The sequence below is a fragment of the Klebsiella sp. H-Nf2 genome, assembly GCF_002806645.1.
Classification (GTDB): domain Bacteria; phylum Pseudomonadota; class Gammaproteobacteria; order Enterobacterales; family Enterobacteriaceae; genus Klebsiella; species Klebsiella variicola.
Genome location: NZ_PIBL01000005.1, coordinates 206,852 through 219,614, shown reverse-complemented (window position 1 = coordinate 219,614; position 12,763 = coordinate 206,852). Strand labels below are relative to the sequence as shown.

Annotated in this window: 11 protein-coding genes and 2 pseudogenes; 7 read left to right on the top strand and 6 right to left on the bottom strand. The window is 54.9% G+C overall.

Annotation, left to right across the window (positions count from 1 at the left end; all coding sequences use genetic code 11):
- Window positions 1–44: 44 nt before the first annotated feature.
- Window positions 45–155, bottom strand: a pseudogene (locus CWM58_RS29300) (hypothetical protein); the annotation flags it as partial.
- A gap of 243 nt (window positions 156–398) precedes the next feature.
- Here CWM58_RS29300 and CWM58_RS15005 point away from each other — a divergent pair.
- Window positions 399–1,037, top strand: coding sequence for an RpiB/LacA/LacB family sugar-phosphate isomerase (locus tag CWM58_RS15005; protein ID WP_061154076.1), 639 nt, complete (start codon window positions 399–401; stop codon window positions 1,035–1,037).
- 37 nt (window positions 1,038–1,074) lie between these two features.
- Here the strand turns inward: CWM58_RS15005 and CWM58_RS15000 are convergent, their stop codons facing one another.
- Window positions 1,075–2,496 (bottom strand): MFS transporter, encoded by a 1,422-nt coding sequence (locus tag CWM58_RS15000; protein WP_074385440.1) that lies wholly within the window; start codon window positions 2,494–2,496, stop codon window positions 1,075–1,077.
- A 150-nt stretch (window positions 2,497–2,646) separates the two neighbouring features.
- On the opposite strand from CWM58_RS15000, the gene CWM58_RS14995 reads away from it, so the two are divergent.
- Window positions 2,647–2,898, top strand: a complete 252-nt coding sequence (locus tag CWM58_RS14995) for a DUF2766 family protein (protein ID WP_002911524.1) — start codon at window positions 2,647–2,649, stop codon at window positions 2,896–2,898.
- Window positions 2,899–2,935: 37 nt separating this feature from the next.
- Here CWM58_RS14995 and CWM58_RS14990 read toward each other — a convergent pair whose 3' ends face one another.
- From CWM58_RS14990 to CWM58_RS29295, 3 genes and pseudogenes are all read right to left on the bottom strand, one after another.
- A complete protein-coding gene (locus CWM58_RS14990; protein WP_162678270.1) occupies window positions 2,936–4,447 on the bottom strand; it encodes an MFS transporter in 1,512 nt (503 codons plus the stop codon).
- Between the two features lie 292 nt (window positions 4,448–4,739).
- A complete protein-coding gene (locus CWM58_RS14985) occupies window positions 4,740–5,249 on the bottom strand; it encodes a non-heme ferritin-like protein (RefSeq protein ID WP_061154079.1) in 510 nt (169 codons plus the stop codon).
- A gap of 384 nt (window positions 5,250–5,633) precedes the next feature.
- Window positions 5,634–5,737 (bottom strand): annotated as a pseudogene (locus tag CWM58_RS29295) (hypothetical protein); the annotation flags it as partial.
- 401 nt (window positions 5,738–6,138) lie between these two features.
- On the opposite strand from CWM58_RS29295, the gene CWM58_RS14975 reads away from it, so the two are divergent.
- The 5 genes from CWM58_RS14975 to otsA all read left to right on the top strand — a co-directional run bounded on the left by CWM58_RS14975 (window position 6,139) and on the right by otsA (window position 12,038).
- On the top strand, window positions 6,139–7,119 hold the full coding sequence (locus tag CWM58_RS14975) for an arabinose ABC transporter substrate-binding protein (protein WP_100681289.1): 981 nt from the start codon (window positions 6,139–6,141) through the stop codon (window positions 7,117–7,119).
- A gap of 60 nt (window positions 7,120–7,179) precedes the next feature.
- Entirely contained in the window at window positions 7,180–8,694 is a 1,515-nt protein-coding gene (gene araG, locus CWM58_RS14970; protein WP_100681227.1) for an L-arabinose ABC transporter ATP-binding protein AraG, read from the top strand.
- 14 nt (window positions 8,695–8,708) lie between these two features.
- A complete protein-coding gene (araH, locus tag CWM58_RS14965) occupies window positions 8,709–9,689 on the top strand; it encodes an L-arabinose ABC transporter permease AraH (RefSeq protein ID WP_004203438.1) in 981 nt (326 codons plus the stop codon).
- Between the two features lie 161 nt (window positions 9,690–9,850).
- Window positions 9,851–10,639 carry a trehalose-phosphatase gene (gene otsB, locus CWM58_RS14960; RefSeq protein WP_061154081.1) on the top strand — a complete coding sequence of 263 codons (789 nt, stop codon included), beginning with the start codon at window positions 9,851–9,853 and terminating at the stop codon, window positions 10,637–10,639.
- On the top strand, window positions 10,614–12,038 hold the full coding sequence (gene otsA, locus CWM58_RS14955) for an alpha,alpha-trehalose-phosphate synthase (RefSeq protein WP_061154082.1): 1,425 nt from the start codon (window positions 10,614–10,616) through the stop codon (window positions 12,036–12,038). Before otsB ends, otsA begins: the two co-directional genes overlap by 26 nt.
- A gap of 23 nt (window positions 12,039–12,061) precedes the next feature.
- Here the strand turns inward: otsA and uspC are convergent, their stop codons facing one another.
- Complete coding sequence (uspC, locus tag CWM58_RS14950; RefSeq protein ID WP_008804235.1) at window positions 12,062–12,490, bottom strand: universal stress protein UspC; 429 nt, start codon at window positions 12,488–12,490, stop codon at window positions 12,062–12,064.
- Between the last annotated feature and the right edge of the window lie 273 nt (window positions 12,491–12,763).

Genomic DNA, 12,763 nt, shown 5'->3' with positions numbered 1-12,763 from the left:
GGAATTAAAAATAGATGTTATAGGATGCCACTATAATTTGTTATTTAATTATTTGCAAAAAGTAAATTTAAAAATATTTTATTTAAAATGCTAATGGGAATAACACGCATTGGCAGTTTAATAATAAATGAGAATGGTTTTAATTTATTATTAATCGTATTGGAAAATCAAATGACCTTCCAACTGGCTGACGAAGTTCAAACCACGAGGTGGGGTTGCTTGCCTGGGGGCGTGGACCTGGCGACTGGACCGGCGGAGAGGGTGAAAGTGTGAAGCGCTGCGTAATTTTTAAAACAACTTTTCATAAAATTTGAAAGTTTGTTTTTCAGGTAGTAGAGTGCAGTCAACGCCAATGACATTCTGCGGGCAGGCCCGCACAGCATTCAGGAGAGTAAACCATGAAGATTGCACTGATGATGGAGAACAGCCAGGCGAACAAAAACGCCATCATCCTTAAGGAGCTTAACGCCGTTGCCGACGAAAAAGGATTCCCGGTGTACAACGTCGGCATGAGCGATGAGCACGATCATCATCTGACCTACATTCACCTCGGGATCATGGCCAGCATCCTGCTGAATTCGAAAGCGGTCGACTTCGTGGTCACCGGCTGCGGTACCGGTCAGGGGGCGCTGATGTCGCTGAATATTCACCCGGGCGTGGTCTGCGGCTACTGTATCGATCCGGCGGACGCGTTCCTGTTTGCTCAGATCAACAATGGTAATGCGCTGTCGCTGCCGTTTGCCAAAGGTTTCGGCTGGGGCGCGGAGCTGAATGTACGCTTTATCTTTGAAAAAGCGTTTACCGGCCGCAACGGCGAAGGCTATCCGCCGGAGCGCAAAGAGCCGCAGGTGCGAAATGCCGGGATCCTCAACCAGGTTAAAGCGGCAGTGGTAAAAGAAAACTATCTCGACACCCTGCGCGCCATCGATCCGGAGCTGGTGAAAACCGCGGTATCTGGCCCGCGCTTCCAGCAGTGCTTCTTCGAAAACTGTCAGGATAAAGCAATCGAAGCCTTCGTTCGCCAGATCGTCGGTTAACCGTCATCAGGGCCAGCGCCCCTGGCCCTTCCATCATTTATGTCTTCTTCTCCGACACGCTGCTGCCGGCCGTTTTGGCCAGATGCAGGCTGTCGATCATCCCCACCAGACAGATCAACGCGATAAAGACAAACGACAGGCGAAAGCTGATCCCCGGCAGCGTGGAAAGGTGCAGCCAGTCGCCGACCTGCTCACCCAGGCGAATACCAATTGCCCCGAGCGTGATCCCCAGCCCCACAGCCAGCTGCGACGCGGTACTGAACAGCGTATTGGCATCACTCATCTGCGCGGCGGGGACATCGGCAAAAGCCAGTGTGCTCACGCCCGTAAACTGGATTGAGCGAAATACTCCGCCGAGATAAAGGATCAGCATGATGGCCCAGACCGGCGTCTGCGGCGTGAGCAGCGCGCAGGCCAGCAGTGAACAGACGTTCAGCGCACCGTTGATCAACAGCAGCCGGCGAAAGCCCAGCCAGCGGATCAGCGGCGTGGTGGCGGGTTTGATGGTCAAATTGCCGACAAACACCGCCAGCACCAGCAGGCCGGAGTGGAAGGGATCCATGCCGAACCCTACCTGAAACAGCAGCGGCAGCAGAAAGGGGACCGCGCTGATGGAGGAGCGGAACAGCGAGCCGCCGTACATCGTCACCCGGAACGTAGGCACCTGTAGCGCGTCGAGACGAACCATCGGCGCCGTCGCCCGGCGGAAGTGGCGTATAGCATATGCCAGACAGCCGAAGCCAAGCGCGGCGAGGGCCAGCGTCGGCCAGATCTGCGGCTGGCGATCGCCGAGCCGTTCCATCGCGGTGACCAGACTGACCATCGCGACTGCGGTGGTGATAAAGCCGGTGAGATCGAAGGAGCGCCGTTCCGTTTCGCGAATATCAGGGATAATGCGCAGCGCAAGGATGATGGCTGCAAGGCCCAGCGGGACATTGATAAAGAAGATCCAGTGCCAGCTGGCGTAGCGGGTGATAAAGCCGCCTAAAGGCGGGCCGATAATGGGGGCCACCAGCGCCGGCCAGGTGAGGGTAGCGATGGCTTTGATCAGCAGGTGTTTCGGCGTGGTTCGCAGTACCGCCAGGCGACCGACGGGGACCATCAGCGCGCCACCGATCCCCTGCAGGATACGCATGGCGACAAAGGTATGCACCTCGGTGGAGAGGCCGCAGAAGACCGAGGCAAGGGTAAAGATCGCCAGGGCGAGGGTAAAAATAGCGCGAGCGCCGAAGCGATCGGCGATCCAACCGCTGGCTGGGATCAGTACCGCGAGGGTGATCAGATAGGCGCTGATGCCGATATTCAGTTCGACCGCGGTGACGCCAAAATCTTTCGCCATATCGGGCAGCGCGGTGGCGATCACCGTCCCGTCGAGAAACTCCATAAAAAAAGCACCGGCCACCAGCAGCGCAGGCGCTGAAAAAGCACGTTCGTCTCTGGAAGAGATCGTGGTAGTCATGTTGTTAATGCCATCAAGAGTGTGAACCTGGGCAAAGCGGCAGGAGAAGTTCCGCCAGCCAGTAGGGCAGATAAAAAAACCTGCGACGGCAGGTTTTTTTATCTGTGACGATTTAGGGTACTATTACGCTCCTGAAAAAAGGAGTAATTAATGTCTCAACATCTTACCGAACACGATGAGCTGGTTTCCGATGTGGTTGCCTGCCAGCTGGTTATCAAACAGATCCTCGACGTCATTGACGTCATTGCGCCCGTGGAAGTGCGTGAAAAAATGACCACTCAGCTGAAAGCTATCGACTTCGCCAGCCATCCGGCCTCTGCCGACCCGGTGACCCTTCGCGCGGTGCAAAAAGCGATCGCGTTGATTGAGCTGAAGTTTACCCCGCAGGAAGAAACGCATTAATAACAGGCCTCGCCGGTCACCGGCGGGGCCTTCTTCTTTAATGGGAAATCACGGTCTGCGCAGGCGCAGGGGCCGTATCTTTGAACAACTTGCTGTTGCCCCAGCACTCTTCGTAGCGGTGGCCGACCAGATCTTCCACGATAACTCGCACATCCGGCGCGATATCGCTGATTTTTCCGCCCGCTTTGATCCGCGCGACTTCCTGCAGCACCACCAGATGAGCTTTACGATCCAGCTTCATCTGCTTGCTGAAGACGATGGCGGCCAACGCTAACGCGATCACCCCGACGCAGAATACCACTGCGATAGCGGTCACCGCGCTTTCCGGTTGGCTGTGCGCTTTTGACTGGAAACCGTAGAAGCTCAGGATCGCCCCCATCGAGAACACCACAATCGAGCGCAGAATTTTCCCTGAGAAGGTCATGGCGCCGGCATAGATCCCTTCCCGACGGCGTCCGGTGTAGATCTCATCGACATCGGCCAGGAAGGTGTAAACGGTCCAGGGAATGTAGTAAACCCCGCCGGTACCCAGGCCGAACAGCACGGTAATGCCGAACATCAGCACCGTCGCCAGGCCTGACGGCAGATGGAAGAACCACAGCGAGGTATACAGCAGGACCGCGAAAATCACGATCCCCAGCGCCAGGATATAGGGTTTGCTGAAGCCCTTTTTCACGCACAGGCCGATAAACAGCGCCGTAGAGATCAGCTGCAGAATCGAGTTCAGGCTGTTCAGTCCAGCGACCATCGCCGGATCATGCTGCAGAACGAATATCACGAAATAGGTGAAGATGGAGGCAAACAGCCATTCAGCGCCAAACCCGCACAGGTACATACCAAGATGTTTGCGGAATACGCGCAGGTAAAAGGTGGAACGCATATCTTTTGCCAGCGACAGCAGGGTGCTCAGCAGTCCTTTTTTCGCGCTGGTTTCCACTTCTTCCTCGCGTTCGCGCTCCCAGCTGCACAGCCACAGGCAGGAAATCGCGACGATCAGGATAGCGCCGTAGGTCAGACCGGTGAGGAAGAAAGGGGTGGCAGAATCTTTGCCGTACAGCAGAATGAACTGTCCGGGAATAAACGCCGCGAGGAAGTTGGCTAGCTTGCCGAAAATGGCTTTATAGCCGGTCAGTTTTGAGCGCAACGAGAAATCATCGGTCATCTCTGTCGCCAGCGTTTCATAAGGCACCATGATAGAGGTGTAGATGATCTCAAACACCACATAGGTGCAGAGGTAGTACCAGAAACTCAGGCCTTCCACCCACAGCAGCGGGTAGAACATCATCAGCGGAATACCGATTAGCAGAAAGAAACGCCGGCGGCCGAAGCGCTTGCCTAAGCGCGTTTTGCTAAAGTTATCGGTGAGATAGCCCATCAGCGGGTTGCTGATAGCATCAATGATGCTGGCGACGGAGAAGATAAATGAGGCCTCGATCAGCGTCAGGCCGCAAAAGGTCGTATAAAAATAGAGCAGCCAGGCGCCGCTTATCGCCAGTGCGCCACTCCCCAACAGATTACCACCGCCGTAAGCTAACTGATGGCGTAACAAGATCGGTCTTCCCTGCAGCCCTTCAGGGGCTGAAGCCGTATATCTAGCCATAAAAAATAAACCTCGTGTTTTATATTTTTGAAACACTGTTTTTATATTTCTTTGTGGCTTGATAAAAAGTGACCGCGCTCACTAATCCCTGAGAAGGGATAGCGGTGACGTGGGAATGCGATCGCGCTAAAACTTTTTTATTCTATTGGGGAATAAATGAGGTGGGAAAATTGACATAACTGATTTAAAGCGAGAGACGGGGCAGCGCGGTCGCGCTCCCCCGGCAGAGCGAAGTGCCCGACTAATGTGGCTTCCGCGATTCCCCGACCAATGCCATCAGACGCCGATCGGTCTGCTCCATTCCGAGACCGGCTTTATCGGCGTTGCGGATTTCCTCAAGCACGCTTTGCAACAGCAGACCATCCTGTTGCTGCTCTTCCGCCAGCAGCGTCAGAAATCGCCAGGTGTTATCGTCGCTGTGCGCTCTGGCTTCTTCGGCAAGACCGCTTAGCATACTGCTACGCTGTTGGTAATCGCTAAGAGTTTGAGTAAACAGATCTTCCAGCGAGGTACACTCGGGATTACAGGCGTGGTCGGGATTCACTATCGGCCAGCTACCGGCTTTTTTCAGGTAATCAAACACGCGCATGGTGAGGGTGATGCTGCTTTGCGCGCGGGTGCGCAAAAATGTTGCGGCGCCGTCGAACCGATGCCGGGCGCACCACTCGCTTAAATTCAGGTAAACGTTAGAGGCGTGAAACTCAAGGTTCATTTGGGTGTTTAGCTTTTGTGCCATTCCTGGAACTGCCATAAAAATATCCTTATTAACCTGGAAGGGGTTACTGATGCGTGTCGACGGATCCTGCGGATAACCGCAAGATAAAATAGTGACACGCTGCACTGTTGCAGAATAATAAAACTCTACACATTCCATATGGTCGGGTAATTTTTCCCGTTTGCCGACGATTTAAGAATACTCGCTGAACGGAATTAAGAAAACTCTCAAGTGCGGTAATTTACGTTTTGTTACACCATTATTTGTGGATAACGTCAGGATTGAGATTGTGCGCCGTTGGCGGGGCTTGCTGGCATCGGGTTAGTGATAAGTTATAGATATTTGACTACGAAATTTGTCGTAGAACAGAGCGGAATAAGTTATTTCAATAGTAATGTTTCAGGCTAATGAAAATTATTTTTATTTTTTGTTGCAGGCTTTTTTTGAAGAGGAATATATTTTTTCAATTCGGAATAAATTACGCAAAAGATCCGTTTTTTCGCGATATTAAGTGGGTCACGTAGCCCAGCCGTGTGAGGCTGCTTGTCACAGGAAAAAGCGAAAAGACGATCGGCCTTCATGACGCCGTCAACCGCCGGTGATAACAGCGTTGTAACCCTCCGTTAAACACCCTCTGACATCACAAGGATAAGTCTGCTGGTGGTATAGATGATCCTGCTATAAGTCGCTAAAATTGTATGACAATTATGTCTTTTTTTATGTCATTTTTTGCTAAATGTATGTACGCAATTACTGTAATTCCGCGATGTGATAATGCTCTCGTATGGAGAAATAATTTCCGGGTATTACTACTCTAACAACGGCAGTGGGGAATGCGATTTTTCTAATGCCTTGTTTTGATGCCGATAAAATTGTTAATTCCGATTTTTCCCTACATGAAAGCGAATTAAAGCTGGAGTTTACCATGCACAAATTTACTAAAGCGCTGGCGGCCATTGGTCTCGCTGCGGTTATGTCACAATCAGCTATGGCGGAAAATATAAAACTGGGTTTTCTGGTGAAACAACCGGAAGAGCCATGGTTCCAGACTGAGTGGAAATTTGCTGATAAAGCAGGAAAAGATTTAGGGTTTGACGTCATTAAGATTGCGGTTCCGGATGGTGAGAAAACCCTCAACGCAATCGACAGCCTGGCGGCCAGCGGCGCGAAAGGTTTTGTCATCTGTACCCCCGATCCCAAGCTCGGGTCGGCGATTGTCGCCAAAGCGCGCGGCTATGACATGAAGGTCATTACCGTCGATGACCAGTTCGTCAACGCCAAAGGTAAACCGATGGAGAACGTGCCGCTGGTGATGATGGCGGCCAGCGAAATCGGCGCCCGCCAGGGGCAGGAGCTGTATAAAGAGATGCAGAAACGCGGCTGGGATGTCAAAGACACTGCGGTAATGGCTATCACCGCCGATGAGTTGGACACCGCCCGTCGTCGCACCACCGGCTCCATTGATGCCCTGAAGGCAGCCGGCTTCCCGGACGCGCAAATCTACCGCGTGCCGACAAAATCTAACGATATCCCGGGGGCGTTTGACGCCGGTAACTCGATGCTGGTCCAGCACCCGCAGGTGAAACACTGGCTGATCGTTGGGATGAACGACAACACCGTGCTCGGCGGCGTGCGTGCCACTGAAGGTCAGGGCTTTAAAGCACCGGATGTGATTGGCATCGGCATCAACGGTGTGGATGCGGTCAACGAACTGTCGAAGGCGCAACCGACCGGCTTCTATGGTTCCCTGCTGCCAAGCCCGGATATTCATGGCTATAAAACCAGCGAAATGCTCTACAACTGGGTCACCAAAGGCGTTGAACCGCCGAAGTTTACGGCGGTGACCGATGTGGTGCTGATTACCCGCGATAACTTCAAAGAAGAGCTGGCGAAAAAAGGGCTGTAACAGCCCGGTTGAACTGGCCCCCGCCGCGGCGGGGGCTGAGTGCTGAAGAGCGGAGTCGTTATGCAACAGTCTACCCCTTATCTCTCATTTCGCGGCATCACCATGACGTTCCCTGGCGTAAAGGCCTTGTCCGATATCAGTTTTGACTGCTACCCAGGACAGATCCACGCGCTGATGGGCGAAAATGGCGCAGGCAAATCGACGCTGCTGAAAATTCTCAGCGGTAACTACAATCCGACCGCCGGTCACCTGCAGATCGGCGGCCAGCAGATGGCGTTCAGCAATACCATGGCGGCGCTGAACGCCGGCGTGGCGATTATCTACCAGGAGCTGCATCTGATCCCGGAGATGACCGTCGCCGAAAATATCTATCTTGGCCAGCTGCCGCACAGAGGCGGTATCGTCAACCGATCGTTGCTCAATTATGAGGCCCGCCTGCAGCTGGAGCATCTGGGGCTGGATATCGACCCGGAGACGCCGCTGAAGTATCTCTCCATTGGCCAGTGGCAGATGGTGGAGATTGCCAAAGCGCTGGCGCGCAACGCCAAGATCATCGCGTTCGATGAACCGACCAGTTCGCTCTCCGCCCGCGAGATAGACAACCTGTTTCGCGTTATCCGCGAACTGCGGGAGGAGGGGCGGGTCATCATCTATGTTTCGCACCGGATGGAAGAAATTTTCGCCCTCAGCGATGCCATCACCGTCTTTAAGGATGGCCGCTATGTTTGCACCTTTGACGATATGCCGAGCGTCAGTCATGACGCGCTGGTCCAGGCAATGGTGGGACGCAATCTGGGGGATATTTACGGCTGGAAGCCTCGCCCCTATGGCGAAGAGCGGCTGCGCCTGGAGGAGGTCAAAGCGCCGGGCGTGCGTACGCCGGTCAGCCTCTCGGTACGCAGTGGTGAAATTGTCGGCCTGTTCGGGCTGGTGGGCGCCGGTCGCAGCGAACTGATGAAAGGCTTATTTGGCGGGACGCGGATCACCGGCGGTCAGGTGTATATCGATGGCCAACCCGTCGACATTCGTAAACCGGCCCAGGCCATTCGGGCCGGCATGATGCTGTGCCCGGAAGATCGCAAGGCGGAGGGGATTATTCCGGTTCACTCCGTGCGCGACAACATCAATATCAGCGCCCGGCGCAAGCATATTCACGCTGGCTGCCTGATCAACAACGCCTGGGAGGCGGACAACGCCGATCAGCATATCCAGTCGCTGAACATTAAAACGCCGGGCCCGGAACAGCTGATCATGAACCTGTCTGGCGGTAACCAGCAGAAAGCGATCCTTGGCCGCTGGCTGTCGGAAGAGATGAAGGTGATCCTGCTCGATGAGCCCACCCGCGGCATCGACGTCGGCGCCAAACATGAAATTTACAACGTGATATATGGCCTCGCCGCCTCAGGTGTTGCCGTGGTGTTTGCCTCCAGCGACCTGCCGGAAGTGCTGGGCGTCGCTGACCGCATCGTGGTGATGCGCGAAGGACAAATCGCCGGCGAACTGCTGCATGAAGAAGCCAATGAACAGCAGGCGTTAAGCCTTGCGATGCCAAAAGTGAGTCAGGCTGTCGCCTGAGTAAGGAGTAAATGATGTCATCAGTGACTACGTCCGGCGCTACCCGCTCTGCCTTTAGCTTTGCCCGCATTTGGGATCAGTTTGGCATGCTGGTGGTGTTTGCTGTGCTGTTTATCGGCTGCGTTATTTTTGTGCCCAACTTTGCCTCATTCGTCAATATGAAGGGACTGGGGCTGGCGATCTCGATGTCCGGGATGGTGGCCTGCGGCATGCTCTTCTGCCTGGCCTCCGGCGATTTTGACCTGTCGGTGGCGTCGGTTATCGCCTGCGCCGGGGTGACCACCGCGGTGGTGATTAATCTCAGCGAAAGCCTGTGGCTGGGGATTGCCGCCGGCCTGCTGCTGGGCGCGGTCAGTGGCCTGGTCAACGGCTTTGTCATTGCGCGCCTGAAGATTAACGCCCTGATCACCACCCTCGCGACGATGCAAATCGTCCGGGGTCTGGCCTACATTATCTCCGACGGTAAAGCGGTGGGGATTGAAGATGAGCGTTTCTTCACCCTCGGCTATGCCAACTGGTTTGGTCTGCCGGCGCCAATCTGGCTGACGGTCGCCTGTCTGGTGGTTTTCGGATTATTACTAAACAAAACCACCTTTGGTCGTAATACGCTGGCTATTGGCGGCAATGAAGAGGCGGCGCGCCTGGCCGGGGTCCCGGTGGTGCGCACCAAGATTATTATCTTTGTTCTCTCCGGTCTGGTATCGGCCGCCGCGGGGATCATTCTGGCGTCGCGGATGACCAGCGGCCAGCCGATGACCTCGATTGGCTATGAGCTGATTGTTATTTCAGCCTGCGTGCTGGGCGGGGTATCGCTGAAGGGCGGGATCGGCAAGATCTCCTACGTGGTCGCCGGGATCCTGATCCTCGGGACCGTGGAGAACGCGATGAACCTGCTGAACATCTCGCCATTCTCACAATACGTCGTGCGCGGGGTCATCTTGCTGGCGGCGGTGATTTTTGACCGCTACAAACAAAAAGCCAAACGTGCGGCCTGATTTTAGGCCGAACTTTTAAGTCTACAGAGTAATTACCGCCAGCGCCCGTTTCGCTGGCGGTAACTATCAAAAATGGCGAGGTTGGTCACACTGTCTATACTTACATGGCTAACATATAATTAACAACCAGCTTCGGCTGGCCATGATAAGGAGGAAACAGGGTGGATAACCAGATATCTGTACCGCCTGCGCTAACCGGAAACTACGCTTTTTTCTTTGACCTCGACGGTACTCTTGCCGATATCCAACCGCACCCCGATCAGGTGGTGATACCCGACAACACGCTGCAGGCGCTCAACGCGCTGGCCCAGCAGCAGGGTGGGGCGGTGGCATTGATTTCAGGGCGCTCAATGGCTGAACTTGACGCGCTAACCCATCCCTGGCGGCTACCGCTGGCCGGTGTTCACGGGGCAGAACGCCGTGATATCAATGGTAAAACCTATATCGTTTCTCTGCCGTCGGCGCTGCGCGATGAAATCGCGGCTGAACTGACCTCGGCGCTGCAGGCGCTTCCCGGCTGCGAGCTGGAGAGTAAAGAGATGGCCTTCGCGCTGCACTACCGTCAGGCTCCGCAGCAGCAGAGCGCGGTGCTGGAGCTGGCTCAGCGCATCGTTCAGCGCTACCCGCTGCTGGCACTGCAGCTGGGCAAGTGCGTGGTGGAGATTAAACCCCGCGGAGTGAACAAAGGGGAGGCGATCAGCGCCTTCATGCAGGAGGCGCCGTTTGCCGGTCGCGAACCGGTTTTTGTCGGCGATGATTTGACCGACGAGGCGGGATTCAGCGTGGTTAATCAACTGCAGGGGATGTCGGTAAAAGTCGGCGCCGGGGAAACTCAGGCGCACTGGCGGTTGGCGGATGCCGCCGCTGTAAGGACGTGGGTGCAACATCTGGCGTATGACGCGCAAATCGAAAGGAGGGATGACCATGAGTCGTTTAGTCGTAGTCTCTAACCGTATCGCCTTACCGGACGATAAAAAATCGAGCGCTGGCGGCCTGGCCGTCGGCATCCTGGGGGCACTGAAAGCGGCGGGGGGGCTGTGGTTTGGCTGGAGCGGCGAAATTGGTGATGACCAGCAGCCGCTGCAGCAGGTCTCCCGCGGAAATATCTCCTGGGCGTCGTTCAATCTGAATGAACGGGACCATGATGAATATTACAACCAGTTTTCCAATGCCGTGCTGTGGCCGGCCTTCCACTATCGTCTTGACCTGGTCAGCTTCCAGCGCGAAGCCTGGGAAGGGTATCAGCGGGTCAACGCGATGTTGGCCGACAAGCTTCTGCCGCTGATCGAGCCTGACGATACGCTGTGGATCCATGATTACCATCTGCTGCCTTTCGCCAGTGAACTGCGTAAGCGCGGAGTGAACAACCGGATCGGCTTCTTTTTGCATATTCCGTTCCCGACGCCGGAGATTTTTAACGCGCTACCGCCGCATGCCGAGCTGCTGGAGCAACTGTGCGATTACGATCTGCTGGGCTTCCAGACCGAAAGCGACAGAACCGCCTTTCTTGACAGCATTGCCATGCAGACCCGGCTCTCCGAGATCGGGGACAAACGCTATCAGGCATGGGGTAAGGCGTTCAGTACCGAGGTTTATCCGATTGGGATCGATCCGGACGAGATTACCCGCAACGCCAAAGGCCCGCTGCCACCGAAGCTGGCCCAGTTGAAGAATGAGCTGAAAAATGTGAAGAATATCTTCTCCGTGGAGCGCCTTGACTACTCGAAAGGGTTGCCGGAGCGATTCCTTGCCTATGAGACGCTGCTTGAGAAGTACCCTCAGCATCATGGCAAGATCCGTTATACCCAGATTGCGCCCACTTCCCGTGGCGATGTGCAGGCCTATCAGGATATCCGCCACCAGCTGGAAACGGCATCCGGACGCATCAATGGCCAGTTTGGCCAGCTTGGCTGGACCCCGCTCTACTACCTGAACCAGCATTTTGACCGTAAGTTGCTGATGAAGGTCTTCCGCTACTCTGACGTCGGGCTGGTGACGCCGCTGCGTGATGGCATGAACCTGGTGGCGAAAGAGTATGTCGCGGCGCAGGATCCGGATAACCCCGGGGTGCTGGTCCTGTCGCAGTTTGCCGGGGCGGCGCAGGAGCTGACCAGCGCGCTGATCGTCAACCCTTACGATCGCGATGAGGTGGCCACCGCGCTGGATCGCGCTCTCAGCATGCCGCTGGCGGAACGTATCGCCCGTCATTCAGCGATGCTGGACGTGATCAGAGAGAATGATATTCATAACTGGCAGGCGCGCTTTGTCGACGATCTGCAGCATATTTCGCCGCGCAGCGAGGAGAGCCGCCTGCGGGGGAAGATAGCCACCTTCCCTAAACTGGCCTAGTTCAGGAAAAGGGCTAACCGGCGTTAGCCCTTTTCAAGGGAAACCAGCAGGACATCGACGCCGCTACTGCCGACGATATTTTTCGCCGAGCAGGTGGCGCGCGAGAAAAGCGAGTGGTTGTGATTGCCGCAGATCACCAGATCGACCTTGTGCGACTGGCAAAAGTCTTTGACATGGTGACCCAGTTCGCCGCAGGCGATGGTCATTTTTTCTATCGGGTAGTCCGCCTGACGTGCCAGCTCATTGAGAAACTCCCGCGTTTCTTCCTGCATCAGCTCACGCAGATTTTCCATCATCGGTGCGGCGAACTGGTTATACATCTCCGGGTCCGTGGCGAAGGTAATAAAGCTCACTTTCGCGTTAACGGGGCGGGCAATCGACACCGCTTTTTTAATTAATATCTGACTCTCCGGCGTTGGCGCGACGGCAACCAGCAGATGTGAATAAGGCATCAGGCCTCCTTGAGATACGCGGAATAACCCTTTCTTCCATTCTTTACTCCTGTTTCCCCAGCGGCGCAAGGGCTGCTCCCGTGATTTGCGACGCTCTTCGCCAGTCCGTGTTTTCCCTACAAGATCACACAAATGAACCCATCTTTTTATTTAAAAGAAATGCTGTTTTATAAATGAGTGAAGTGGAGACATCGTCTCTTTGTCCTTTTGCCACCGGCGGTTGTTCCGTGGCAAAAACACAAAGGTAACGTCGTTTCACTGCTTTTAGTGTAG

Bases quoted from the DNA above. Each gene is read 5' to 3' on its own strand.
- CWM58_RS15005 (WP_061154076.1), top strand. From the start codon at position 399: ATGAAGATTGCACTGATGATGGAGAACAGCCAGGCGAACAAAAACGCC.
- CWM58_RS15000 (WP_074385440.1), bottom strand. From the start codon at position 2,496: ATGACTACCACGATCTCTTCCAGAGACGAACGTGCTTTTTCAGCGCCT.
- CWM58_RS14995 (WP_002911524.1), top strand. From the start codon at position 2,647: ATGTCTCAACATCTTACCGAACACGATGAGCTGGTTTCCGATGTGGTT.
- CWM58_RS14985 (WP_061154079.1), bottom strand. From the start codon at position 5,249: ATGGCAGTTCCAGGAATGGCACAAAAGCTAAACACCCAAATGAACCTT.
- CWM58_RS14975 (WP_100681289.1), top strand. From the start codon at position 6,139: ATGCACAAATTTACTAAAGCGCTGGCGGCCATTGGTCTCGCTGCGGTT.
- araG (WP_100681227.1), top strand. From the start codon at position 7,180: ATGCAACAGTCTACCCCTTATCTCTCATTTCGCGGCATCACCATGACG.
- araH (WP_004203438.1), top strand. From the start codon at position 8,709: ATGTCATCAGTGACTACGTCCGGCGCTACCCGCTCTGCCTTTAGCTTT.
- otsA (WP_061154082.1), top strand. From the start codon at position 10,614: ATGAGTCGTTTAGTCGTAGTCTCTAACCGTATCGCCTTACCGGACGAT.
- uspC (WP_008804235.1), bottom strand. From the start codon at position 12,490: ATGCCTTATTCACATCTGCTGGTTGCCGTCGCGCCAACGCCGGAGAGT.